The organism is Faecalibacterium sp. BCRC 81149, assembly GCF_022750605.1.
Taxonomy (GTDB): Bacteria; Bacillota; Clostridia; order Oscillospirales; family Ruminococcaceae; genus Faecalibacterium; species Faecalibacterium duncaniae.
Genome location: NZ_QXJA01000001.1, coordinates 98,148 through 123,751, shown reverse-complemented (window position 1 = coordinate 123,751; position 25,604 = coordinate 98,148). Strand labels below are relative to the sequence as shown.

The 25,604-nt window shown below is 58.0% G+C and carries 24 protein-coding genes; 5 read left to right on the top strand and 19 right to left on the bottom strand.

Features of this window, described 5'->3' with window-relative positions; translation table 11 throughout:
- Positions 1–2 precede the first annotated feature (2 nt).
- Positions 3–938: an HPr(Ser) kinase/phosphatase gene (gene hprK, locus D3F01_RS00580; protein WP_154276110.1), complete on the bottom strand. Its 936-nt coding sequence runs from the start codon at positions 936–938 to the stop codon at positions 3–5.
- A 328-nt stretch (positions 939–1,266) separates the two neighbouring features.
- On the opposite strand from hprK, the gene D3F01_RS00575 reads away from it, so the two are divergent.
- The 3 genes from D3F01_RS00575 to D3F01_RS00565 are packed head-to-tail and all read left to right on the top strand — an operon-like array spanning position 1,267 to position 5,101.
- Positions 1,267–3,069: a Na/Pi cotransporter family protein gene (locus D3F01_RS00575; RefSeq protein WP_242885502.1), complete on the top strand. Its 1,803-nt coding sequence runs from the start codon at positions 1,267–1,269 to the stop codon at positions 3,067–3,069.
- Entirely contained in the window at positions 3,066–3,755 is a 690-nt protein-coding gene (locus D3F01_RS00570) for a response regulator transcription factor (RefSeq protein WP_097771952.1), read from the top strand. The genes D3F01_RS00575 and D3F01_RS00570 overlap by 4 nt, the downstream gene beginning before the upstream one ends.
- The gene (locus D3F01_RS00565) at positions 3,752–5,101 is read left to right on the top strand and encodes an ATP-binding protein (RefSeq protein WP_117534174.1); all 1,350 of its coding nucleotides are present in this window, start codon (positions 3,752–3,754) and stop codon (positions 5,099–5,101) included. The genes D3F01_RS00570 and D3F01_RS00565 overlap by 4 nt, the downstream gene beginning before the upstream one ends.
- Here the strand turns inward: D3F01_RS00565 and D3F01_RS00560 are convergent.
- From D3F01_RS00560 to D3F01_RS00550, 3 genes are all read right to left on the bottom strand, one after another.
- Complete coding sequence (locus tag D3F01_RS00560) at positions 5,098–6,084, bottom strand: hypothetical protein (protein ID WP_242885500.1); 987 nt, start codon at positions 6,082–6,084, stop codon at positions 5,098–5,100. The two genes, D3F01_RS00565 and D3F01_RS00560, sit on opposite strands and share 4 nt — an antisense overlap.
- A complete protein-coding gene (locus D3F01_RS00555; RefSeq protein WP_242885497.1) occupies positions 6,081–6,779 on the bottom strand; it encodes a hypothetical protein in 699 nt (232 codons plus the stop codon). The genes D3F01_RS00560 and D3F01_RS00555 overlap by 4 nt, the downstream gene beginning before the upstream one ends.
- Positions 6,780–6,907: 128 nt before the next feature.
- Complete coding sequence (locus D3F01_RS00550) at positions 6,908–8,362, bottom strand: spore germination protein (RefSeq protein WP_242885494.1); 1,455 nt, start codon at positions 8,360–8,362, stop codon at positions 6,908–6,910.
- A 66-nt stretch (positions 8,363–8,428) separates the two neighbouring features.
- Here D3F01_RS00550 and D3F01_RS00545 point away from each other — a divergent pair, with 66 nt between their 5' ends.
- A complete protein-coding gene (locus D3F01_RS00545; protein ID WP_242885492.1) occupies positions 8,429–9,136 on the top strand; it encodes a DUF421 domain-containing protein in 708 nt (235 codons plus the stop codon).
- Entirely contained in the window at positions 9,133–9,501 is a 369-nt protein-coding gene (locus D3F01_RS00540; protein ID WP_005934332.1) for a DUF4363 family protein, read from the top strand. The genes D3F01_RS00545 and D3F01_RS00540 overlap by 4 nt, the downstream gene beginning before the upstream one ends.
- Before the next feature lie 98 nt (positions 9,502–9,599).
- Here D3F01_RS00540 and nrdR read toward each other — a convergent pair whose 3' ends face one another.
- The 15 genes from nrdR to D3F01_RS00465 form a co-directional block, all read right to left on the bottom strand.
- Entirely contained in the window at positions 9,600–10,067 is a 468-nt protein-coding gene (nrdR, locus tag D3F01_RS00535) for a transcriptional regulator NrdR (RefSeq protein ID WP_005934334.1), read from the bottom strand.
- 48 nt (positions 10,068–10,115) lie between these two features.
- The gene (gene secF / locus D3F01_RS00530; protein ID WP_097771947.1) at positions 10,116–12,461 is read right to left on the bottom strand and encodes a protein translocase subunit SecF; all 2,346 of its coding nucleotides are present in this window, start codon (positions 12,459–12,461) and stop codon (positions 10,116–10,118) included.
- Between the two features lie 87 nt (positions 12,462–12,548).
- Entirely contained in the window at positions 12,549–13,832 is a 1,284-nt protein-coding gene (locus D3F01_RS00525; protein ID WP_005934338.1) for an aminotransferase class I/II-fold pyridoxal phosphate-dependent enzyme, read from the bottom strand.
- A 218-nt stretch (positions 13,833–14,050) separates the two neighbouring features.
- On the bottom strand, positions 14,051–15,370 hold the full coding sequence (gene clpX / locus D3F01_RS00520) for an ATP-dependent Clp protease ATP-binding subunit ClpX (protein WP_098922300.1): 1,320 nt from the start codon (positions 15,368–15,370) through the stop codon (positions 14,051–14,053).
- A 59-nt stretch (positions 15,371–15,429) separates the two neighbouring features.
- Positions 15,430–16,026, bottom strand: coding sequence for an ATP-dependent Clp protease proteolytic subunit (locus D3F01_RS00515; protein ID WP_097771159.1), 597 nt, complete (start codon positions 16,024–16,026; stop codon positions 15,430–15,432).
- Positions 16,027–16,179: 153 nt separating this feature from the next.
- A complete protein-coding gene (gene tig / locus D3F01_RS00510) occupies positions 16,180–17,496 on the bottom strand; it encodes a trigger factor (RefSeq protein ID WP_242885489.1) in 1,317 nt (438 codons plus the stop codon).
- Positions 17,497–17,719: 223 nt separating this feature from the next.
- The gene (locus D3F01_RS00505) at positions 17,720–18,403 is read right to left on the bottom strand and encodes a metallophosphoesterase (protein ID WP_097771161.1); all 684 of its coding nucleotides are present in this window, start codon (positions 18,401–18,403) and stop codon (positions 17,720–17,722) included.
- 37 nt (positions 18,404–18,440) lie between these two features.
- Positions 18,441–19,901: a threonine synthase gene (gene thrC, locus D3F01_RS00500; RefSeq protein ID WP_242885487.1), complete on the bottom strand. Its 1,461-nt coding sequence runs from the start codon at positions 19,899–19,901 to the stop codon at positions 18,441–18,443.
- A 98-nt stretch (positions 19,902–19,999) separates the two neighbouring features.
- A complete protein-coding gene (locus D3F01_RS00495; protein ID WP_242885484.1) occupies positions 20,000–20,362 on the bottom strand; it encodes a YraN family protein in 363 nt (120 codons plus the stop codon).
- Positions 20,362–21,006 (bottom strand): ribonuclease HII, encoded by a 645-nt coding sequence (gene rnhB / locus D3F01_RS00490; protein ID WP_156064581.1) that lies wholly within the window; start codon positions 21,004–21,006, stop codon positions 20,362–20,364. The genes D3F01_RS00495 and rnhB overlap by 1 nt, the downstream gene beginning before the upstream one ends.
- Positions 21,003–21,923: a ribosome biogenesis GTPase YlqF gene (gene ylqF, locus D3F01_RS00485; RefSeq protein WP_242885481.1), complete on the bottom strand. Its 921-nt coding sequence runs from the start codon at positions 21,921–21,923 to the stop codon at positions 21,003–21,005. The genes rnhB and ylqF overlap by 4 nt, the downstream gene beginning before the upstream one ends.
- Positions 21,920–22,471: a signal peptidase I gene (lepB, locus tag D3F01_RS00480; protein WP_097771940.1), complete on the bottom strand. Its 552-nt coding sequence runs from the start codon at positions 22,469–22,471 to the stop codon at positions 21,920–21,922. Before lepB ends, ylqF begins: the two co-directional genes overlap by 4 nt.
- Before the next feature lie 92 nt (positions 22,472–22,563).
- On the bottom strand, positions 22,564–22,905 hold the full coding sequence (gene rplS / locus D3F01_RS00475) for a 50S ribosomal protein L19 (RefSeq protein WP_035394456.1): 342 nt from the start codon (positions 22,903–22,905) through the stop codon (positions 22,564–22,566).
- A gap of 215 nt (positions 22,906–23,120) precedes the next feature.
- The gene (locus D3F01_RS00470; RefSeq protein WP_097771166.1) at positions 23,121–23,765 is read right to left on the bottom strand and encodes a TIGR03936 family radical SAM-associated protein; all 645 of its coding nucleotides are present in this window, start codon (positions 23,763–23,765) and stop codon (positions 23,121–23,123) included.
- Positions 23,740–25,602, bottom strand: coding sequence for a TIGR03960 family B12-binding radical SAM protein (locus D3F01_RS00465; RefSeq protein WP_005934358.1), 1,863 nt, complete (start codon positions 25,600–25,602; stop codon positions 23,740–23,742). Before D3F01_RS00465 ends, D3F01_RS00470 begins: the two co-directional genes overlap by 26 nt.
- Positions 25,603–25,604: the final 2 nt, after the last annotated feature.

Here is a 25,604-nt window from a genome sequence, read left to right as displayed (position 1 = left end):
CTTCATTCAACGGTGCCGTCCAGACCCAGACGGATCAGCAGCTCCTTGGCGGCATTATAGCCCATCCGCTTCTGGCGGTTGTTGATGGCAGCGGTTTCCAGCACAACGGCCAGATTGCGTCCCGGGGAGACCGGGATGCTGGTGCTGGGGATATTCACACCTAAAATCTCGTAATATTCGCTCTCCAGTCCGGTGCGCTGATAGTTCTTGGTGGGGTCCCATGCTTCCAGCTGGACCACAAGGTCCAGGCTCTCGCTCTCCTTGACCGCACCCACGCCGAACACACGGGCCACATTGACGATGCCGATGCCGCGCAGCTCGATAAAATGGCGGATGTTCTCCGGGGCCGTGCCCATGATCTGGCGGTTGGAGACCTTGCGCAGCTCCACCGCGTCGTCCGCCACCAGACGGTGGCCGCGCTTGACCAGCTCAATGGCCAGCTCACTCTTGCCGATGCCGCTGTCGCCCAGGATCAGGATTCCTTCACCATACACCTCCACCAGCACGCCGTGGCGGGTGATGCGGGGTGCCAGCTCCAGATTCAGCACGCTGATCAGACTGCCCATCAGGGTGCAGGTTATCTCGTTGGAGCGGAGCAGGGCCACCCCGTGCTTCTGAGCCAGTTCCAGCATCTCGGGAAATGGTTCCAGTTCCTCACTGCGGCAGACGATGACAGCCGGAGGCTGCTGGCTGAACAGCTGGTCCAGCCGCTCGTACCGCTTCTCGGCAGAAAGACCAGAAAGAAAGTTCATCTCGGCCAGACCCAGGATCTGCAGCCGGAGTTTATCAAAGTAATCATAGTATCCGGCAAGGAACAGGCCCGGGCGGTTGACCTCCGCGATCTCGACATTGATCTCTTCCAGCCCTTTCGGGGTGTAGACCACGTCCAGACTGACCTTTTCCGTCAGCTTCTTCAGCGAAACATTGAAATTCGCCATCGTTCTTCCTCCTGCACAAATGTTTCCTCTCCCTGCCCGGCAGCACACCGGCTGCGGGGCACGCTTTTTCTTTCCCTTATTATAAACGAGATGGTTTCGGATTACAATGATTCTGCCGGAAAATCTTCATTCCGGAGCCTGCATCCCGTTGCATCCTCCCTCATATCCATTTATAATAGAGATGGGGCATCCCTGCACCGGGAAACAGTCATTCACTTTACACGCTTTTTACATTCTCTGGATTTCCGATTTTACATTCAGGCTCTATACTCATAAATAGGAGAACATTCCGTCAAATAAACGTGTCAAACAAAGCGAGGAACTTCAAATGACTGTTTTTAATGTATTTTCCCTGCTGGGCGGCCTGGCCTTGTTCCTGTTCGGTATGGACATCATGGGCAAGGCGCTGGAAAAGCAGGCCGGCGGCCAGCTGCAAAAGATCCTGAGCAAACTGACTGACAACCCGCTCAAGGGCTTTTTCCTGGGTCTGTGCGTCACCGCCGTGATCCAGAGCTCCAGCGCCACCACCGTTATGGTGGTCGGCTTTGTCAACAGCGGCATCATGGAGCTGCATCAGGCCATAGGCGTTATCATGGGCAGCAATGTGGGCACCACGGTCACCAGCTGGATCCTGAGCCTTTCCGGCCTGCAGGGCGACAGCTTCCTGATCAATATGCTCAAGCCCACCTCCTTCAGCCCGGTGCTGGCCTTTATCGGCATCCTTCTGTACATGGGCAAAAGCGAGAAGCGCAAGGGCATCGGCACCATCCTCATCGGCTTTGCTGTGCTGATGACCGGTATGACCGCCATGTCCAATGCTGTGCTGCCCCTGCAGAATGAGGCATGGTTCACCAACCTGTTCATCCGCTTCTCCAATCCTCTGCTGGGCGTTCTGGTGGGTGCCGTTGTCACCGGTATCATCCAGAGCTCCAGCGCCAGCGTTGGTATTCTGCAGGCACTGAGCGCCACCGGTGTCATCACCTACGGCAGTGCCATCCCCATCATCATGGGCCAGAACATCGGCACCTGCGTCACCGCGCTGATCTCCTCCGTGGGTGCCAACAAGAATGCCCGCCGCGCCGCCATGGTGCACCTGTACTTCAACATCATCGGTGTCACCCTGTTCCTGGCTGTTTTCTATGGTGCAAACCTGCTGCTTGACTTTGCCTTTGTCAATGAGACAGTCACTGCCTGGGGCATTGCCGTGGTCCACTCCATCTTCAACCTGACGGCCACCGTTGTTCTGCTGCCCTTTGCAAATGGGCTGGAAAAGCTGGCCATCCTCACCATTCCGGACGATGCCGAAAAAGAGAGCTTTGCTCTGCTGGATGAGCGCCTGCTGAACACTCCCGCCGTGGCTGTGGAGCGTGCCCGTGCCGCTACTGCTGACATGGCCGAGCTGGCCCGTGTGGGTGTGGTGCAGGCCATGAGTCTGACCCACAAGTGGGATGATTCCCTTGCCCAGAAGGTGCGGGAGGAAGAGGAAAAGGTGGACAAATATGAGGATGCACTGGGCACCTATCTCGTCAAGCTGTCCAGCCGTGAAATGAGCCATGCCGACAGCCAGAGTGTGAACACTCTGCTCCACACCATCAGCGATTTTGAGCGCATCAGCGATCACTCTGTAAATGTTCTGAGCTCCGCCGAAGAGATCCACGCCAAGAGCATTGAGTTTTCCAAGGATGCACAGGAGGAGCTGCAGGTGCTGGAGGGGGCCGTGCAGGATGTGCTGAGCCGCACCACCGACGCATTCCGCAAAGGCGATCTGCACATGGCCGGCAAGGTCGAGCCGCTGGAGACCGTTGTGGATGAACTGGTGCGTGCCATCAAGGCCCGCCATGTGGCCCGCCTGCAGACCGGCAGCTGTTCCATTGAGTATGGTTTTGTTCTGGAAGATCTTCTGACCAACTACGAGCGTGTCTGCGACCACTGCAGCAATGTGGCTGTTGCCCAGATCGAGGTGGCACAGGACAGCTTTGATACCCACGCTTATCTGAACGACCTGCGCTACGGCAACGAGACCAAGGAAAGCGAACAGTTCCAGCGCCGTCTGGATCGTTACCGTGAGCGCTATCTCTTCCCTGACAGCGACACTGCACCCGCAGCCGCAAAGGAGGAACCCAACAAATGATCTACATTGTAGAAGACGATGCCGCCATCCGCGAGCTGGAGCAATATGCACTGCAATCCAGCGGATACGAAGTGCAGAGCTTTGAAACCTCTGAGCCTTTCTGGCAGGCCATGCGCACCGCAGAGCCTGAGCTGGTCATTCTGGATGTGATGCTGCCCGGTGAGGACGGTTTCTCCATCCTGAAAAAGCTCCGCAATACCCCTGCTCTGCGCCGCCTGCCCATCATCATGGTCACAGCAAAATCCAGCGAGCTGGATACCGTGCGCGGGCTGGACTGCGGTGCAGATGATTACATCACCAAGCCCTTTGGCATCATGGAATTTCTGAGCCGGGTGCGGGCCGCCCTGCGCCGCTCTGCCCCCGAGGAAAAGCAGAATGTTTATGCCTTCCATGAGATCCTGCTGGACAACGCCCGCCACAGCGTGACCGTGAACGGCACCCATATTGACCTGACTTACAAGGAGTACAGTCTGCTGCGCCTGCTGCTGGAAAACACGAACCTTGTCGTGACCCGCGAGACCATTCTGCAGGTGGTATGGGGCACCGATATTTCTGTTGAGAGCCGCACCGTGGATATGCACATCCGCACCCTGCGCAAAAAGCTGGGGGATGCGGGCAGATATATCTGCACCGTGCGCAAGGTCGGCTACAAGCTGGCCGACAATGAGGAGGGCGAGGAAGAATGAAACCGCAGAGCATGGAAGAAAAAATCAGTTACCGGCTGTTTTTCATGGGCTTCGTCGGTCTGGTCTGCACCGCCGTGCTCTGTCTCTTCGTCTTTCACAAAGCGTTCCGGGAACAGGCGTGGACCTCGCTGGAGCATCAGGCCGATCTGGTTTCCGCCGGATACGAGCAGCTTTCCTCTCCGGATCAGCTCTCGGTGTTCGTCAACGGTGACCTGCGCATTACCCTGATCGCAGCAGATGGCAGTGTGGTGTTCGAATCCGCCACTGACCAGCAGATGGAAAACCATCTGTCCCGCCCGGAGATCCAACAGGCCATGCGGGAGGGTGTAGGCCGTAACTGCCGCGATTCCCAGACCATGGGGTACGAGACCTACTATTACGCCATGCTGCTGCCCGGCGGCGATATCCTGCGTGTGGCCCAGGATTCTGAGACCATCTGGTCGATCTACGACGCGGCCCTGCCCGCCATCATCCTGAGCTGCATCCTGATGATGGGTGCCGCAGCGCTGATTGCCGGGCTGCTGACCCGCAGTCTTGTCCAGCCCATTCTGAAAATGACGGATGATCTTGAGCACATTCAGGAAAACGTTCCCTACCGGGAACTCATCCCCTTTGCTGAGAGCATCCACTCTGACCGGCTGCTCCGGGAAAACAACGAGAAAATGCGGCAGGATTTCACGGCCAATGTCAGCCACGAGCTGAAAACTCCTCTGACCAGTATTTCCGGCTATGCGGAACTCATTGAGACCGGCATTGCCAAACCTGCCGATGTGCCCGAGTTTGGCCGGAAGATCCATGTAGAAGCCAGCCGGATGATCCAGCTGGTGAACGATATCCTGCAGCTGTCGCACCTGGACAGCGTCAGCGAGACCCATGCACAGCCCGACATGGAAACGGTCGATTTGCTGGACGTGGCCAAGGATTGTGTGGAACGCCAGAAGCTGAACGCACAGCGCTCCTTCATCTCCCTGACCTATCTGGGCGAGAGTGCCAGAGTGCTTGGCAACCGGGATCAGCTGGATGAGCTGTGCCAGAACCTGTGCGACAACGCCATCCGCTACAATCGCCCCGGTGGCAAGGTCCAGCTCATCACCTCCTGCACCCGGGACGGCCATTGCACCCTGACCGTCAAGGATAACGGCATCGGTATCCCGAAAGACGCGCAGTCCAGCGTGTTCGAACGCTTCTACCGGGTGGATAAGAGCCGGAGCAAGGCCACCGGCGGCACCGGTCTGGGGCTGGCTATTGTCAAGCACATTGCCCGCATCCACAACGCCCGCATCAAGTTGGAAAGCGAAGTGAACGTTGGCACCACCATCACCATCGTTTTTGAGACCGCCCACTAAAACTGCAAAAAGCTCACGTCTGCCTGCACCTGCGGGCAGGCGTTTTTTGTTGTCAGCGCTTCTCGCCCTGTTCCCTGCTTCAGCGCCCGGACTGCTCCCAGAGAGAGCAGATCATACCCGTTTTCCCAGCAGCGCTGAACGGTCTGCACGCAGAGCAGCTCCAGCGCCGCACACTGTGCTGCTGTGGGCAGAGCTGTGCCCGCCCTGCGCTGGCCGGTCAGGGTCACGGCAAAGCCATCTTCTACGGCTTCCACCGATACCACACAGCGCCGGAACGTCACCTGCCCGCTACCCAGCGGAAAAGTGTGTTCTCCGCTCTGACCCAGCAGCAATTGTGCCATCTGGCTCTCTGCCGGGGTGAGCCGGGTGTTCCCTGTTTCGGTGAGCAGAAGCATTTCCTCCGCATTCTCAATGGCACCATCCGTCAGGATGAGTACCGGAGCCAAAAGAGCGTTCCGGCTCTCGTATAGGTGCGGAGCCTGCGGTGCGGCTTCCTTCACGGCCTGCAAAAGCTGTTCCGGGAACAGTTCGTTTTCTCCGTCTGCTGCGGCCAGTTCTTCTCCGGAAAGATCCATGCAGAGGACCCGGGCAGACAAGCCCTGCACCGGCTCCTCTTTCAACACGGTCTCCGCCTGTCGAATGGTTTTTAAAGTTGTTTCGGCATTCAAAAGCAGATACTCGCACAGCCGGTAGCTTGCTTTACGGGGCAGGCCACGCTCGGCTTCCGTCAGAGCCGTTTGCAGGGTGTTTCCCTGCCCGGTGCAGAGCTGCACCTGTGCGGCGGCATCAGAAGCATCGGCGGCGGCTTCCGGAAACTGGTAGAGCAGACCCACTGTCCAACTCTGCACCGCCACCGTGGGCGGGGTAAGAATCAAGGCACGCACCATGCTTTTCTCGGTATTCTCTGCCCGCAAAAATACCCCGCACCAGAGCACCAGCACCCCTGCCGCCAGCCACCGGAGGGCACGCTGTCGGCCCGTCATGCGTTTTCCTCCGCAGGCGTAGTTCTGCCCCACATCCGCCCGGCCAATTGGCGCACCACCTGCACCAGCACGCAGAACCGGAACATTGCCGCTGCCAACCAGACCAGCAGCACAAGGGCATCAAACCGGGAGATGCTGCCAAGCCTGCCCGCCTGCAGAAGCTCGATGCCGGGCAGGGCATTCCCCGCCCCAAACACCAGTTCCGTGCAGAGCGCAAAGCTGCCAGCCAATATAAAAACTTTCACCGGAAGCCAAACAGCGCACCGCACCTGCTTTGCCGGGCAGAACAGCGGCAGGGCAAAGTATTCCGGATACAGAGGCAGAATAATCGTTTGAGCATCAGCTTGCATCATCAGACTTTCCCAGTGGAACTGGCCATTCAGCCCCAGCAGGCAGAGCAAACCCGCCAGCGCCGCCGCCCAGCACAAGATCGGCGCACAACGAACCAGTACGGCAGGTTCCAGCTTCCATCCTGCCCAGAGCAGCAGCGGGAGAAGCCCCAGCATGGCCATGGAAGAAAAATTTCCCCAGCAAAGCTCCTGCGCCTGACGGAAGGTCTCCACAGCCTCCCAGACAAACCAGAGTCCCAGCCCGCCGCAGACTACCCGGGAACGCAAGTCTGTACCCCAAAAACTGTCTGCACGCTGCTCTGCCCCGGCTGTTAGGGCGGTGATCAGAACCAGCGCCAGTGCCATAGGCAGGCCCTGCAAAAAGAGACTGCGGGTTGTTACAGGCGCACCCGTCTGTAATACACACCGAGCGAACTCCGCAGTGAGCACACTCAAGGTCAGTGTTTTTTCGGAGAAACAGGATCGTTCCAATTTCAACCACCTCTTTTTTGCCAAATGGTAAAGGGCTGCCGGGAAAGTTTTGGGTAGCTGCGCCGGGTCACACCGTCTGGCGAGAGCGGCACCTCGGGAAATACGGCATCCAGCAGGTAGGGCACACCCAGCGCCGAGACCCGGGTCAGCCCAAATAACACGCCCAGTGCGCAGGCGGCAAGTCCCACCGGGCCAGCCACCCCTGCTGCCAGCAGCACCACCAGCCGCAGAACGGTTGCCACCTCATACAGCGAGGGCGTGACAAACACCGCAATGGACGCGGCAGCGGCGGTTAGGATGACCGGTGTGCTCATCAATCCGGCGGCAATGGCGGCATCCCCGATGATGAGGGCAGCGATCAGGCTGACAGAGTGCCCCAGGGTCTGGGGCATCCGCAGGCCAGCCTCCCGAATGATCTCCAGCATCAGAATCACCAGAAGCATTTCCCCAAACAGCGGCAGCGGCGTTGCCTGCTCGGCGGCCTCGATTTTGAACAGCAGCTGGGGCGGCAGGAGTTCTGGCAGGTAGACCGCCCAGCAGACGAACACGCCCGGCAGGAAAATGCTCAGGTAGAACGAGATATATTTCAGCACCCGCAGAAAGGATGCAAAATAGGCCGTTCCTGCATAGTCATCCAGGCATTCAAAGTTTTCGCAGAACAGGGTGGGCAGGATCAGCGCTGAGGGGCTGCCATTGACCAGAATGACGAATTTCCCCTCCCGTAGCTTTGCCGCTGCCACAATAGGCCGTTCGGTATAGCGCACGGGGGCAAATGTGCGGATCTTACAGGGAAAGAGCCATGGCACAAAGTAGCTGGAATCCAAAAGCAGCTGCGGCCTGGCCCGCTGCAAGGTCTGCCGCACCTTTTGCACCGCTTTTGGGTCTGCCGTATCCCGGCAGTAGCAGAGAGCATACTCCGTTTTCATCTCACAATCGGCTTGACCGATCTCAATGACCAGAGCATCATTGCGGAAGCACCGCCGCAGCAGGCTGGTATTCACCCGGAGCAGATCCGCAAAGCCTTCCCGGGAGCCGCGGAGATTTCCCTCCCCTGCCGGTTCATCCACCGAGCGGGCGTTCAGGCTTTGCACCGAAAAGGCGATACCTTTTGCGCATCCGTCCAGCAAAAGCACTGCCATGCCCGCCGTCAGCCGCCGGATCAGGGCATCCCAGTTCTCCACAGGGGCAGGCTCTGCGGGCAGTGCAGAGTACTCAAACAACAGCGCAAACACCTGTTCCCCGGTCAGCTGTTCTGCCGGGCCGGGCGGTGTGCGGCGGCTGGCGGCATCCAGCAGCAGCTGCCACAGCCCTTTCAGGCTGGCCATTCCATCAAACAGAACGATGGCTCCTTTGCAGTGGTAAAGCTCAAGCTCCTTCGCATAAAAATCTGCCGATTGGCCAAACCTAGCGTTGAGCTCCGCAAGATTTGCCGCCAGATGGCTGGAAAGCTGTTCCATTTTGCCGCCCCCTTTCTGGTAGCTTGTCCGCCTGGGCGGCGGTTATACGCTGGGAGGTGTTCCGGTTTGAAACTCTTGATCTTCCGTACCATCCTGATCTATCTCTGCGTCCTGTTTGCCATGCGGCTGATGGGCAAACGTCAGCTGGGGGAACTACAGCCTGAGGAATTGGTGTCCACCATCCTCATCTCCAATCTGGCTTCCATCTCCATTGAATCTGAAGAAGTACCGGTCACAGCCAGCCTGATCCCCCTCTTTCTCATTGCGGCGCTGGAGCTTCTTGGGTCAATCCTCAGCTTCAGGAGCCAGCGCTTTTTCAACCTGATGTCCGGGCGGCCCAAAACGGTCATCCTGAATGGTAAGATCGATCAGAACGCCCTGCGCACCCTGCGGCTGACTGCCGCCGATCTGATGGAGGCGCTGCGCGGCAAAGATGTGTTCGACCCCCGGGATGTCTCCTATGCAGTCGTGGAGACCAACGGCAGTCTCTCGGTGGCTCTGCGCCCGGAAAAGGAACCGGCCACCCTCGCCGACCTTGGAGCAAAGGTACAGCGGGCACAGGCCACCATTCCCTTTGTGCTGGATGGTCAGGTGCTTGCCGAAAACCTGACCATCTGCGGCAAGGATGCTGCCTGGCTGGAACGCACCGCACAGGCCAACAGCCTGCTTCTGGAAGAGATCCTGATCCTGGCGGGCAACGATACCGAGGATTATTTTCTGCTGAAAAAGGAGCCTCGTCAAACGGCGGGGCTCCGGCAAGGGGGTGCGGCATGAAACGTATTTATGTCTGCATTGGCATCGTAGTCCTGCTGCTGGCGGCAGCCTTTTACAGCAGCTTCCGGGTACAGCAATTCGCCGAGGATATCTCCGATGACATCGACACCGCCATGGAGGATATCCGGAACAGCGATCTGACCGGTGCGCGGCAGGCACTGGCCGAAGGAGCCGAGCTCTGCGACACCATGCGGGAAGGCATGAACCACCTGCTCCGCACGCAGGACTTCACGGAGCTGGAAGCCGCCCTGCGCGCCGCCGATGGCCATCTGGAACTGAATGCACCCGAGGAAGCCTTCGGGGAACTGCGCCGGGCACAGGTTCAGGTAGAGACCCTGGCCTGGCTCTCTCATCGCATTCTCTGAGGGTGTTTGTGCTGAGCTGAACAGTTGAGGTGAGCACAACAAAAAGCCAGGCTTTCTCGTGAAGTTCACGAAAAAGTCTGGCTTTTAACGCTGGAACCTTAGTTTTTCTCTTTGCGGTCGCCCATCAGTTTTTTCAGCTCTGTGAAAAAGCTCTCGACATCGGCAAACTGCTGGTAAACCGAAGCAAAGCGGACATAGGCCACTTCATCGATCTTTTTCAGTTCCTGCATGGTCAGTTCACCAATGCGCACACTGGACACCTCGCGGTCATAGGAGCTCATCAGGCTTTGCTCAATGCTGCTGACAGCCCTTTCCAGTGCATCGTAGCTCACCGGGCGCTTGGCGCAGGCCCGCAGCATTGCGTTGAGCAGCTTCTGACGATCAAAAGGCTCACGGGAGTTATCCTTTTTGATGACGATCAGCGGGACGGTCTCCACCACTTCATAGGTCGTAAACCGCATGCGGCAGCGCAGACACTCGCGGCGGCGGCGGATCCGCTCACCGTCTTCGGTCGGGCGGGAATCGATGACCTTGGATTCCTCATCGCCGCAATAGGGACATTTCATAAATCGTTCCTCCTGATGTTGGTTCTTGGCCTGTCGGGCAAAACACGGTCAGGCTTTTTTGGTTTCAGCCTTTTTGCTCTTGCGGTCGTTCCACAGCACCCAGGCGGAGGTGGAAACACAGAGCGAGGTATACACGCCGCTCAGCATACCCATCATCAGCGGGAAAGCAAAGGTAAAGATGCTGTCCAGACCGTACAGCTTGGAGACCACGCACATCACACCCAGTGCCATTACAGTGGTCACCGTAGTGATGATGGTACGGCGAGCAGACTGGTTGACCGAGTGGTTGACCAGCTCCTCGAACGGGGTCTTTTTCCCCATCAGGGCACGGTTCTCGCGGATGCGGTCATAGACCACAACCGTATCGTTGATCGAGTAGCCCAGAATGGTCAGCATAGCGGCAATAAAGTTGCCGTCCAGCGGGGTGCGCAGCAGCACAAAGGTGCCAAACACCACCATCAGGTCGTTCAACAGGGCCAGCACAGCCATCAGGCCACCGGTCAGGCCGCCGATCTTCTTGAAACGGAAGCCGATATACAGCAGGATGAGCAGCAGGGAGAACACCACAGCCACCAGACTCTTCTGCAGGAACTTGGTGCCCATGGCAGCGCTGACATTGCTCAGGGACAGCTGGGCAAAGGCATTGTCCGGGTACTGTTCGTTCAGGGAGGTCAGCAGATTCTCCACCTGATCGGTGGTCACGGTCTCGTTGCCGGGCATGGAGATCTTCAGGGTCTGCTCCCCGGTGGCGACATTCTCGCCGGTCTGCAGGGTCAGGCCGTTGTTTTCCAGTGCGGTGGAGGCGGTCTTCTGAACTTCGGAGGTGCTGATCTCACCCTGATAGCTCAGGGTGATCATGGCACCGCCCGTAAACTCCGTATCCAGCCGGACACCGAATACTGCAGCACACAGGATGATGGCCGCCATCAGGCAGGTGGAGATGGTCAGGAAGCGCTTACGCAGACCCACAAAGTCGATGGGCTTCTTCTCCTTGACTTCCTTGCCGGGCTTGACAGCACCATAGAGCCAGGGATTCCGCAGGGCCTTGATGGAGGCTGCACCGCGGATCATCACACGGGTGGCGAACACGCCGAACACAAAGTTCAGCAGAACGCCGGTCAACAGCGTGTAGCCAAAGGCGTAGATGGTGCCTGCGGTGGAAGGGCCAAAGGCGAAGAACACAAAGTGCAGGGCCTTGGCGAACAGGCCGTCCGAGGGGCCGAAGGCTCCCATCAGCACGATTGCCACAATGACAATGGTCACATTGCCATCAATGATGGGGGTCAGGCCGCGGGCAAAGCCGCTCTTAAGCGCGCCATCCAGCGATTTGCCGTTGTTCAGCTCCTCCTTGATGCGCTCGGCGGTGATGACATTGGCATCCACGCCCATACCAATGGCCAGGATGATACCTGCGATGCCGGGCAGGGTCAGGGTAAAGCTCTCGAACACCGGGAAGTAGCCGGAGACGAAGGCCAGCGTTGCCGCCACCTGACCGGCCAGTGCAATGCAGGCCAGGAAGCCGGGCAGACGGTACAGCAGAGTCATCAGCACCACGATGAGGGCATAGGCAATGAGACCTGCCAGCACCATGGCGCTCAGGCTGTTCTCGCCCAGGCTGGGGCTGACGGTGGAATAGCTGTCCACAGTCAGGGCAAAAGGCAGTGCACCGGAATTGATCTGGCGGGCCATCTTGACCACGTCCTCCTGCGTGAAGGGATTGGACGCGGAACTGGTGATGATGGCGGCACCATCGGTGATGGCCGCATTGACCGTTGCCGTGCTCACGTTCTGATCATCCAGCCAGATGCTGATCGTTCCACTGCTCTGGTAGAGCTCCGTGGTGGCATCCCCGAAGGCCTTGGCACCCTCGTCGTTGAACTTGAGGGCCACATAATATTCGGATGTACTGCCGCTCACCGGGCCGTACTGAGCAGCTGCGCTCTCGACCATGGAGCCGTCCAGGATCAGTTCGCCGTCTGCACTGCTCCCTTTGCGGAAGGTCAGGTAGGCGGTGCTGCCGATCTCTTCAATGGCGGCTTCGGGGTCAAAATCGGTCTCGCCGGACTGCCACGGAAACTCCAGGATCAGGCGGTCGGAGTCATAATCCACATACAGCTCGTAGTCGGTCACGTTCAGGCCGACCAGACGATTCTCAATGACCAGCTGGGCAGCGTCCAGCTGATCATCGGTGGCATCGTAGTTGTCCGAGGGGGCAAATGTTACGTTGACACCGCCCTTGATATCCACGCCAAAGCGGATATCCTGCGCTCCCTTGATGTAGGTCTTGGTCACATCACCGTACTTGACTGCCACACCAAAGAATGCCGTGTAGACAAACGCGGCGATCAGGAGCACTGTGACAACAAGCTGCCATGCTTTGCCTTTCGTCTTCATAAAAAACAGGAAACCTCCAAAATATAATAAACCTCCGCCGCGCAGAAAAACCTCTGCACGGAGGAGATTTTTTGCAGAATAAAACGCTTACTCTGCTTTTTCGGCCAGCAGCTTTTCGATAACTGCCAGCTTTACGCAGACGCAGAGCAGATCAGATGCGGTCTCCACCTCGTCCAAGCTGGGATAGGTGGGCGCGATACGCAGGTGGGAATCCTGCGGGTCCTTGTGGTAGGGATAGGCGGAACCGGCACCGGTCAGGGTCAGACCGCACTCCTTGCACAGCTGGGCCACACGCTTGGCGCAGCCGGGCATAACGTACAGGCTGATGAAGTAACCGCCCTTGGGGTTCGTCCAGTGGGCAATGTCGCCGCAGGGGGTCAGCTCCTCGGAAAAGGCCGTCTTGACCGCATCAAAGCAGGGGATCAGGCGGCGGCGGTGCTTTGCCATGTGGGCCAGCACACCCTCTTTGTTCTTCAGGAAACGTACATGGCGCAGCTGGTTCATCTTATCATAACTGATGATCATCACGGAGAAGCGCTTGCAGATATACTTCATGGAGTCCACGCTGCATGCAATGGCGGAAACACCTGCACCAGGGAAGGTGATCTTGCTGGTGGAGGTGAACATGAACACACGGTTCTCCGTGCCGTACTTCTTGCTCTCGTTCAACAGAACAGGGGTCTCGATGATCTCCTCGGTCAGGTGGTGGACGATGTAAGCCTCATCCCAGAAGATCTTGAAATCAGGAGCAGCGGTCTTCATCTTGGCCATCCGGTCAATGGTCTCATCGCTGTAAGTATAGCCATCCGGGTTGGAATACTGGGGCACGCACCAGATGCCCTTGATGGTGTCATCCTCGGCCACCAGCTTCTCCACAATGTCCATATCGGGGCCATTGGGGGTCATGGGCACGCTGATCAGCTCAAAGCCGTACTCCTCAGTGATGGCAAAGTGGCGGTCATAGCCGGGCACCGGGCAGAGGAACTTGCGCTTTTCCACCTGAGACCAGGGGCAGGGGGACTCAGGGAAGCCGAACACATAGCCAATGTTGATGAGGTTGTACATCAGCTGCAGGCTGGAGTTGCCGCCCACGAACACTTCCTCGGGCTTGACACCGAACACATCCGCAAACAGGACGCGAGCCTCGTGCAGGCCCTCAAGATCACCATAGTTGCGGGCATCGGTGCCTGCGTCGGTGGTGTAATCGTTCATCTGCAGCAGACCCATTGCCAGATCCATCTGGTGAGGGCCGGGCTTGCCACGGGCCATGTTCAGCTTCAGGTTCATGGCCAGAAACTTTTTGTACTGCTCATTCAGCTTTGCCTTTTCGGCAGTGAGCTCCTCACGATTCATCTCAAGATAGTTTGCCATTGAAAAACACACTCCTTTATCGTACTTCCAATTTCCCACAGTATCCGATGCCGGGTGTTTCAGGAGTTCCTGCCAGAGAGTTCTCCCACCACAGTCATCCAGACTTTAATATTATACCGCAACTCCGGGCGCGAAACAAGCGAATTGCAAAAAAAGCCCCGCCAAAGCCGAAGCATTTGGCAGGGCATCCCTTCCCTGCTGTCTGCAGAGTGCAGATATCAGCTCAGGGCGGTCTGGTTCTTATACCGTTTGCGCACAGCGCCGTATTCCAGATGGGCCTCGCCGCCCTCCACAGTGTCCTTGTCGATGGTGACACGGATGATGGTGGGGTCATTGGGCACATCATACATGACAGGCAGCAGGATGCCTTCCATCACGCTGCGCAGACCGCGGGCACCAGTCTTGCGCTCAATGGTCTTGCGGGCGATCGCGTGGAGGGCCTCGTCGGTGAACTCCAGCTCTACACTGTCCATGCTCAGCAGTTCCTTGTACTGCTTGACCAGGCTGTTGCGGGGCTCCTTGAGCACACGCACCAGTGCGTCCTCGTCCAGATCGTCCAGCACAGTGATGACCGGCAGACGGCCGATCAGCTCGGGGATCAGGCCAAACTTGACCAGATCGTGAGGCTCCACCTTGCGCAGCAGGGCACGCTGGGCATCATCAGAGTTGTCCTTCAGGCTGCTGCCGAAGCCCAGTGCAGAGCGATCGGTGCGGCGCAGGATGTATTTATCCAGGCCATCAAAGGCACCGCCGCAGATGAACAGGATGTTGGTGGTATCGATCTGGATGAACTCCTGCTGGGGGTGCTTGCGGCCGCCGTTGGGCGGCACGTTGCTCACGGTGCCCTCCAGGATCTTCAGCAGCGCCTGCTGCACACCCTCGCCGCCCACATCACGGGTGATGGAGGGATTCTCGCTCTTGCGGGTGATCTTGTCGATCTCATCAATGTAGATGATACCCACCTGTGCCTTCTGCACATCAAAATCCGCCGCCTGAAGCAGCTTGAGCAGGATGTTCTCCACATCCTCACCCACATAGCCCGCCTCGGTCAGGGTGGTGGCATCCGCAATGGCGAAGGGCACCCCCAGCATCTTGGCCAGGGTCTGAGCCAGCAGAGTCTTGCCGACACCGGAGGGGCCCAGCAGCAGAACGTTGGACTTCTGCAGTTCCACATCCGCACCTTTGCCGCTCAGGATGCGCTTATAATGGTTGTAAACGGAGACCGCCAGCACACGCTTGGCCTCATCCTGACCAATGACATACTGGTCCAGCCCGTTCTTGATCTCAGCCGGGGTCAGGATATTGATATCCAGACCATCCACAGCCTGCATCCGGGTACGGCTTGCGCCGCGGCCCGGGCGGCCGTTTGCTTCCGGGTGCTCCGGCTGATCCGAGAGCAGATCATGGCACAGGCCGATGCACTCGCTGCAGATGTTGACACCGGGGCCGATGATCATCCGTTCCACTTCGTCCTGATGTTTGCCGCAGAAGCTGCACACCAGGTCTTTTTCATTTTTGCCGGAATTGTTGTTTGCCATAACTGTTATTCCTTATTCTGGGTCTTTGCGCGCAGGGCTCTCCCCCGCACCGTTCAGTTTCAGCGGTGGGCGATGACCTCATCGATCAGGCCGTATTCCTTGGCTTCCAGCGCGGTCATATAGTTGTCGCGCTCGGTGTCCAGCTGGATCTTCTCCAGCGGCTGGCCGGTGTAATCGCTGAGCATGTGATTCATCTTATCGCGGATATACACCATGTGCTCGGCGTGGATCTTGATATCAGTGGTCTGGCCGGAAAGGCCGCCGCCCTGACCGCCGATCAGCGGCTGATGGATCAGGATCTCGGAGTTGGGCAGGGCAAAGCGCTTGCCCTTGGTGCCGCTTGCCAGCAGGAAGGCACCCATGGAAGCGGCCATGCCCATGCAGATGGTGGAGACATCACACTTGATATACTGCATGGTATCGTGGATGGCCATGCCCGCGCTGATGGAGCCGCCGGGGCTGTTGATATACAGGCTGATATCCTTGTCCGGGTCCTGCCCTTCCAGGTACAGCAGCTGCGCCACCACAAGGCTTGCGGAGGTGTCGTTGACATCCTCGCTCAGAACGATGATGCGGTCATTCAGCAGACGGGAGAAGATATCATAGGAACGCTCACCATGTGCCGACTGTTCGACAACGTAAGGAACAAAACTCATAAAGTTCGCCTCCTGATACGAAAAATGATTCTATTTGCAAAATTGACCGATACGGCAAAAGAAACAGGGCCGTATCGGTCAATTTTAACAACCTTTGTTTACAGGGTACGCTTCAAACAGCGTTTCCTGCAAATTGCGGCCTTGGCAGCTGGATTATTCAGCGTCCTCGGTCTTTTCAGCCTCAGCGGCCTTCTCCACGATGTTGGCGTGGCTCTTGATGAAGTCGATGGCCTTGTTGATTGCCAGATCCTTCTTCAGGTCGTCAACGTTGACCAGCTCACGGACCTTATCCTCTTCCATCTTGTACTGGTCAGCGATGCGCTTGATCTCAGTGGAGACATCCTCCTCGGAAGCCTCGATGTTCTCAGCAGCGGCAACAGCCTCCAGAGCCAGGCGGATCTTGACCTGCTTCTCAGCCTGAGGCATGAAGGAAGCACGGAACTGATCCACGGTCTGGCCCATATACTTCAGGTAGTCTTCCAGGCGCAGACCCTGCTGCTCCACACGGAAGGCGAAGTCATTGACCATCTCGTCCATACGGGTATCGTACATAGCCTGGGGGATCTCAGCCTCCATGCTCTCGATGACCTGATCGACCAGAGCGTTCTCAACAGCCAAGTCATCCTGCTTGTCCAGCTGCTCCTGGTTGTTCTTGCGGATGGACTCCTTGAACTCTTCCAGAGTGTCGTACTCGGAGCAGTCCTTAGCCAGCTCGTCATCCAGAGCGGGCAGCTCCTTGTACTTGACCTCGTGCAGCTTGATCTTAAAGACAGCAGCCTTGCCAGCCAGCTCAGCAGCCTGATACTCCTCGGGGAAGGTGACGTTCACGTCGAACTCCTCACCGGCGGAGTGACCAACGATCTGATCCTCGAAGCCGGGGATGAAAGAGCCGCTGCCCAGGGTCAGGTTGTAGTGCTCAGCCTTGCCGCCCTCAAAAGCGACACCGTCCACAAAGCCCTCGAAGTCGATATCAGCGATATCGCCATTCTCAGCAGCACCCTCGCGGGTCAGCTCACGGGCGTTGCGCTCCTGCACGCGCTTCAGCTCTGCATCGACGGCCTCGTCGGTAACAGTATGGACAGTCTTCTCAACGGTCAGACCGTTGTAGTTACCGACCTTGACTTCGGGCATCACAGCAACCTTGACGGTCAGGGTCACGCCTTCGGTCTCGCTGGCAGCATCCACAGAAACCTCGGGACGGCCAACAGGCTCGATGCCGGCTTCCTTCACAGCTGCCTCGTAAGCAGCGGGGAACAGCTCATTGATGGCATCATAGGTAAAGACATCAGCGCCGTACATCTTCTCGATCAGAGAACGGGGAGCCTTGCCCTTGCGGAAGCCGGGCACGGAGTACTTCTTGCCCTCCTTCTTGAAGACATCGGCCACTGCGCCCTTAAAGGCCTCAGCGTCGATAGAGAACTGCAGCTCTGCCATGCTCTTCTCGAGCTTTTCGCACTTGATGAAATTCATTTTGTGTATCCTCCACTCAAAAATTCTATTGCGTTGGGGACAGGTTTTCTTCCCTGTCTCCTGCAACCGCGCACCGCGTCCTGTATTTTCTGTTTGCGAAATGCGGGGACGCGCGCGCTCAATTGGGTGCAACAATCGCGTCAAAACTTATTATAGCACGTTCCAGACACAATTGCCAGACCAAATTTTGACTTTTTGTTCTTTTTGCCCACACTTCCCGCCTTTAATTGATGCGGTAGGGGCAGAAACGCAGGCCATCGGCACTGACAAGCTTATACCGGATGCCGTCCACATCGCCCTGCACTGCGTACCGGATGGCGTTTCCGTGCAGGTGGCCGTAGTAACAGCGGGTGATGCCGTAGGCCTTCAAGGTGGCCACGATCTCAGGGGCACTGGTGCCGGTGTAGACCGGCGGGTAATGCAGGAAAACCAGCTTCTCCAACCCCGGTTCCGCAGCATCCAGGCTCATTTTCAAGCGCCCGATCTCGCGGTTCATCACTTTTTCATCGTGGGGTTCTCCCACATCGAACAGCCAGCCCCGGGTGCCGCACAGCGCATACCCCTCCACAGAGTAGGAGTTGTTGTGCAGGATGTGCAGGGTGTCAAAGCCCTCAGCCTTGAGGTAGGCGTTCATCTTGTTGGCCGTGGTCCACCAGTAATCGTGGTTTCCCTTCATGATCAGCTTCTGGCCGGGAAGCTCCTGTAAAAACGCAAAATCCCTGCGCGTATCGTTCAGGCGCATGGCCCAGCTGATATCCCCCGCCAGCACGATGGTGTCCTCGGGTTTGATCAGTTTGCGCCAGTTGCGCTCCAGCCGCTCCACATAGCCGTTCCACCCCGGAAAAACATCCATGGGTTTGGAAGCGCCCAGTGAAAGATGAGTATCGCCAAGCACATAAAGTGCCATTCATTTTTCTCCTGTTCTAAGTCCGGCAGGACAAGGTTTATTCCTGATAGCTCAGCGCCACCTGCGCGATCTGCTCCGGGTCGATGACGGTATTGAACCGCTCGGCCTTCTGCCGCAGGGCAGCAAGGCTTGCGGGAGCAGTGCGGCCGGTGGCTTCTTCCAGCTCCTGCATGGCTTCAAAGTCGTTCTGCGGGGCAGTGTGGCCCAGAGCCTCCAGCACGCTGCGGGGGAACTTGTAGGGGGAGGCAGTGGACAGCACCACCATGGGCACACCCTCGCGCTTGTGACGGCCCGCCACATGGAAGGCCACAGCGGTGTGGGTATCGCAGAGATAGCCATCCTGCTCATAGCGGGCACGGATCTCCCCTGCCACCTCTTCCTCGCTGCTCCAGCCGCAGCCAAAGCTTTCCTGAATGGCGGCCAGCGTCTCGGGCCGGACGGTATAGCTGCCGGTTTCAGACAGGCTCTTCATCAGGCCCGCCACCTCGGCATCGCTGCCGGTGACGTGATAGAGCAGGCGCTCCAGATTGGAGGACACCAGAATATCCATGCTGGGAGAAGTGGTCTTGAAGAATTCCCGCTTGGCAGTATAAGTACCGGTGGTCAGGAAATCGGTCAGGACGTTGTTCTCATTGGAAGCGCAGATCAGTCGGCCCACCGGCAGGCCCATCTGTTTTGCATAGTAGCCCGCCAGAATATCGCCAAAATTGCCCGTAGGCACACAGAAGTCCACCTTGTCACCAAAGCGCGCCTTCCCTGCCTTGAGCAGCTGGGCGTAGGCGGCAAAGTAGTAAACGATCTGCGGCACCAGACGGCCCCAGTTGATGGAGTTTGCACTGGACAGGCGGATGTTCCGCTTTGCCAGCTCGGCAGCAATGGCCTGGTCGCCAAAGACCTTCTTCACGCCGGTCTGGGCATCATCGAAGTTACCGCGCACAGCGTAGACCGCCACATTTTCGCCTTCCTGGGTCACCATCTGCAGGCGCTGGATCTCACTGGTACCGCCCGTGGGGAAGAACACCGCGATCTCCACACCCGGGATATCGTGGTAGCCATCCAGCGCGGCCTTGCCGGTATCGCCGCTGGTCGCCACCAGGATCAATGTTTTCTCGGTGCGGTCAAGATTTTTCTTTGCCTCCACCAGCAGCTTCGGCATCAGCTGCAGGGCGTAATCCTTGAAGGCGCAGGTCGGGCCATGCCACAGTTCCAGAGAGTACACCTCATCCGAAACAGGGGCCAGATAGCCCGCCTTTCCACCAAAGGCCGCACCATAGGTGGCCTTGGCGGCCTCCTGCAGGAACTCCTGCGAATAATCAGTCAGATACTGCCCCACGATGGCAGCAGCCATCTCGGGGTAATCCAGCGCACAGATCGCCTTGACATCCACCTGCGGGAAGCTCTGCGGAACAAACAGACCGCCCTCATCCGACAGGCCCTGTGCAATGGCCTGAGAGGCACTTACCACGCGGTTATGATCTCTCGTGCTGAAAAACTGCATTGTCGTCGCTCCTTTTTGCCAGCGGGACCCGCATTGGCCCCATGTTTGTGACAGCGGCAAAAGCCGTTTTCTGCCTTTTCCCACCGATGCACCCCGCATTACGCGGTAAATGCACCCTTTATAATATGTACCATCCAGCGCCCGCTGTCAAGAGGGGTCACTTCGGCAACGTCAAAACGAACCGGTTCAGCACTCTGTCCGGTGTGCTGGAGATAATATTCCGCGGTGCGGATGAGCCTGCGCTGCTTGGCAGGGGTCACGGCCGCAGCAGGTGCGGCCAGCGGGTCGGGGCTGCGGGTCTTGACCTCACAGAGCACCAGTGTGCCGTCCGGCTCCCGCAGGATGAGGTCGATTTCCCCCATCCTAGTGCGGTAGTTGTGGGCCACCAGCTCACATCCCTGCTTCTGGTAATACCGCGCGGCCACAGCCTCGCCGGTGCGGCCGGTCTCGGCCCGATCCATCACTTGCCCTCCGGCCAATAGCCCTGCTTTTTCAGGAAGCTGCGGCGGTAGAAGGGCTGGATCCCGTACTGCTCGATCAGTTCATAATGGAGCTTGGTCGGGTAACCCTTGTGTTTTGCCAGCTGATACTGCGGGTACTGCTTGTCCAGCTCCATCATATAGCGGTCACGGCTGACCTTTGCCAGGATCGATGCCGCGCCGATGCTGGCGCTGGTGGCATCGCCCTTGACCACCGGCTGGGCGGGGATCTCCAACGCAGCCGGGACACGGTTGCCATCCACCAGCACAAGATTCGGCACAATGTCCAGCCCTTCCGCAGCCTGCTTCATGCCGCTCATGGTGGCGTTCAGGATATTATCCCGGTCGATGATTTCCGGGCCTACAAAGACGATCTTATAGGCCAGCGCCTTGTCACGGATCTCATCAAAGAGGGCTTCCCGTTTTTTCTCGGTCAGCTTCTTGGAGTCGTTGATGCCGTACACCGGCTTCTCCGGGTCAAGGATACAGGCCGCCACAACGACCGGGCCGCACAACGGGCCGCGGCCCGCTTCGTCCACACCGGCAAAAAAACCGTACTGCGCACGGATAGCCGCATCATACTCGTACAGAGGGGCAGAGATCTCCTCGTCAGAACGCCGTTTCATTCGTCGTCCTCCTCGGCAAAATCCGCCAGATCATCCCGCTGGGGCGGGCGCTCCAGAGAGATGCGGCCCCACTTGCAGGCGCGGAACTCGTCCACCAGCATGATGGCACAGCGCTCGGTATTCACCTCGCCGCCGCGCACCAGCAGACCGCGCTTGCGGCCAATGGCCTCCATCAGTTCGTAGGGCGGCAGGGCCAGTGTCTCTGTATCCAGCTTGTAGCGCTGGGCCACAAGGTCGGGGTAATTGCGGCGCACCTCATCCAGCAGATTCATGGCCAGTTCTTCCACATCCAGAATATCATCCTTGATGGAGCCGATGAAGGCCAGATTAGAAGCAATGGTCTTGGAATCAAACTTTTTCCAGAGCACGCCAGGCATATCCAGCAGGTCAAACTTTTCGGTGCTGACCCACTGCTTGCCCTTGGTCACGCCGGGGCGGTCGGCCGCCTTGGCACGGGCAGAACCTGCAAAGGTGTTGATGAAGGTGGATTTGCCCACGTTGGGGATGCCGCAGAGCATCACCTGAGTTTTGGCACCACCCATACCACGGTTCTGGCGGCGCTCCAATAGCGAGGCCAGCTCCCTTTCAATGGCGATCTGCACCGCCTTGGCACCGCCCTTCTGCTTGGCGCTGATGGCCACGCAGCCTGCATCGGCGGCGCGGAAGTATCTGATCCACTCCTCTGTCACGGCAGGATCGGCCAGATCTGCCTTGTTCAGCACATAGAGCTTGGGCTTGCGGGCCGTAATACGCTCCACCTCGGGGTTCAGGCTGGAAAGTGGGATGCGGGCATCCAGCAGCACCAGACTGGCATCCACATGCTGGATCTCCGTCTCCATCATCCGCAGGGTCTTGGTCATGTGGCCTGGGAACCATTGGATGTTATATTGATTTGCAAAGCGGGTATCGTTGTTCATTTTACCACCCCAAAATCCGAAAAGGGCAAAAAGCAGAGCAGCACTTTGCCCAGAATATCGCGTTCATCAATGCAGCCCACATAGGACGAGCGGCTGTCCAGTGAGGCGTTGCGGTTATCGCCCATCACAAACACCGTGCCCTCCGGCACCGTGTACGGGAACGTTACGTCATAGCCAAGATAGGTCGGTTCAGCGATATAAGCTTCCTGCAGCACTTCCCCGTTCACCGAGACCGTGCCAGCCTGATAATCAATGTTCACCACATCGCCGCCCTTGGCAATGACACGCTTGACCAGCGGCTTACCGTAGGCCGTGTAGCTGTCCACGATGACCACATCGCCCCGCTGGGGCTCGTAGCCTGCGCCCCAGACGATCAGCTTATCGCCGTTCTGCAAGGTGGGCACCATGGATTCGCCGTCCACCTGAATGATGCGGAAGAACAGTGAGAATACCAGCACCAGCACCAGCGCGGCGGAGATCAGCGCCTCGTACCACTCAAACACATTCTGTCCGCGCACAGTTTCCTGTGTTGAAGCATGCTTTTCCATTTCCCGATGCACCTCACAATCTTGTCTGGCCCGGAATAAAGAAAAAAGGGACAACAAGTTGTCCCTTTTCTCCCGGTTTTACGCGGGGATCATCAAATATCGCTCTTGACCTTAGCAGCCTTGCCGGTACGACCACGCAGATAGAACAGCTTGGCGCGGCGAACCTTGCCCTTGCGGACAACGGTGACCTTCTCAACGAAGGGGCTGTTGATGGGGAAGACACGCTCAACGCCGACACCGTAGGAAACGCGGCGAACGGTAAAGGTCTCTGCAACGCCGCCGTGCTTCTTAGCAATGACGGTGCCCTCGAAAGCCTGAATACGCTCACGCTCGCCTTCCTTGATACGAACATCAACGCGGACGGTATCGCCAACGTTGAACTGGGGCTTCTCAGCCTTGATGCTGCCTTCAGAAATAATCTTCAGTGCGTCCATTTTTGAATCCTCCATTTGTTTTTAGACGTTCATACACGGCACCTTGCCGTCAGAGGACCGCCCGTTTAATGATATTGTCATTAACCCCGCTGTGGTATCAGCGGACACTAACGCCCTAATAGGATAGCACAAAACGCCCGTAAAATCAAGCGATTTGCCCAAAATAATCCCAAAAATTTTCTGTTCTGCCCAAAAGGCATTCTTTGCCCGGGAAATCAGGCAAAGAGCTGCCGATCCGCCGTCAGGAAGCGCTTGCGCAGGATGCCTGCGCTGGCGGCAGGCAGACCGAACTTTTCTTCCAGAAAGCCGGTGAGCAGCGAGGGGTTCAGGTTCAGCTCCTGTGCGGCAGGCAGGCAGAGCTCCATGCAGACACGATCCCCTGCGGTGGTATATTCCACCTGCGGGATGTGATCCTTGAGCTCCACGATCTTTTTGCCCTTTTTGCTGTGCTTTTCCACCGGGGCGCTTTCCAGCGCGTTATACTGTTCCAGCACAGCCGCTGCCGCCGCCGGGTAGGTGATCTGGTAACAGGCAAAGGCGATGAGGTCAGCCTTCATCTGCACCGGGCCCACATGGGTGATGCGGATGCCGGTGGGCATGATGGCATTCAGCTCGGTCTGCCACTGGGCAAAATCCGGGTTCTCAGCCTCGGTCTTGACATCCACGCACTCACACTCGCTCTCTTGCCCCAGCGAAAGCGGGCAGGCAAAGGTCATGTAGATGTGGGGGTTGAAGCCCAGCGTGTGCCACACAGGCAGGCCGCTGCGCTTGAGCACCCGCTGCATCACCCGCTGCAGATCCAGCAGGGAGATGTAGGAGGCCTCATTCTTCTTCTCAAACGAGATTCTGACTGTAATCAAAGCAGGGACCTCCTAACAGATGATTGGCACCGCAGCCATGGCAGGCACGGTTGCAGGGCTGGGTGGTCTGGGCGGCAAGGGCCTTGTTGTACTCTCGAACCAGATATTCGTGGGTCACACCGTAGTCCATGTGGCTCCACGGGGTCACCTCGTCCAGCCCAATGGGACGCTGGCAGTAGAACTTGGGATCAATGCCCAGATCCTCAAACACCTGCATCCAGGTATCATACTTGAAGCACTCTTCCCAGCCGTCAAAGTAACAGCCCCGTTTGTAGGCTTCCAGAATAACAGGAGCCAAACGGCGGTCGCCCTTGGCGAACACGCCCTCCAGAAAACTGGTGGTGCTGTCGTGATAGTTCACCTTGATCTTGCGGCTGTGGACGCTTTCCAGCAGGTGCTTCTGCTTGGCCTGCAGGCTTTCCTCCGTGTCCATAGGCACGAACTGGAAAGGCGTATGGGGCTTGGGCACAAAGCAGGCACAGCTGATGGTTACCTGCACACCCCTGCCCTTGGCGTGCCTGGGGTTGGAGTAATAGAGATCTACCACCTTCTGAGCGGTCTCGGCAATGCCCTCGATGTCCTCCATCGTCTCAGTGGGCAGGCCCATCATAAAGTAGAGCTTGACCGAGGAATAGCCGTTGGCAAAGGCCAGTGAGCAGGTCTTTTCGATCTCGTCCCAGGTAACATTCTTGTTGATGACATCCCGCAGGCGCTGGGTACCGGCCTCGGCCGCAAAGGTCAGGCCGCTCTTGCGCACCTTTGTGGTCTTTTCGATCAGGCTCTGGGAGAAGTTGTCCATCCGCAGGGAGGGCAGAGAGAGGCTGACGTGCTCCTTGGGGGCCCACTCATTCAGATCATCCAGCAGTTCTTCCAGCTGGCCGTGGTCGGAGGTGGACAGGCTGGACAGGCTCAGCTCCTCATAGCCGGTGTTGGCGCACAGATCCTGTGCCGCCTTATTCAGCAGGCTGGCATCCCGCTGGCGCATGGGGCGGTACAGGAAGCCCGCCTGGCAGAACCGGCAGCCGCGCACACAGCCGCGCAGCACCTCAATGCTGGCACGATCCTGGATGGCACCCACCATGGGCACAACAAAGTTCGTTGGCGGGGCAAACTCGTTCAGATCCTTGATGATGGCCTTGGTGATGACCGCCGGGATGCCCGGCTCGTTGGGGGTAATGGCTTTGACCCGGCCGTCCTCAAAGTAGGTCACATCGTAGAAGGCGGGGATATAGACCCCGGGGATCTTTGCAATGCGGCGCAGCAGCTCCTTTTTGGAGACACCGCCCTCTTTCTTGGCGCGCTCGATCTCGGCGCAGATGGAAGGCAGCTGGTTCTCACCCTCACCCAGCTGGATGACATCAAAGAAATCTGCAATGGGCTCCGAGTTGCAGGCGCAGGGGCCGCCCGCCACGATCAGGGGCCAGTGCTCGTCGCGGTCCTTTGCGTAGAACGGAATGTGCGCCAGATCGAGCATGGCCAGAATGTTGGTATAGGAAAGCTCGTACTGCAGGGTAAAGCCCACCGCATCAAAATCGGTCAGGGGGTCCTTGCTCTCCATAGTGTACAGGGGCAGGTCCAGCCGCTCCATCTCAGCCTTCATATCCAGCCAGGGCATAAAGGCCCGCTCACACCACCAGTTCTCGTGGCTGTTGAGCAGCTCGTACAGGATCTTCTCACCGAGGAAGGACATTCCCACCTCGTAGGTATCCGGGAAGCAGAATGCAAACCGGACATCCACCTTTTCTTTGTCTTTATACACGCTGCCCGGTTCGCCGCCGGTGTAACGGCCCGGCTTCTGCACCCGGCCCAGCGCTTCTTTCAGCTTGGGATCAAACATCA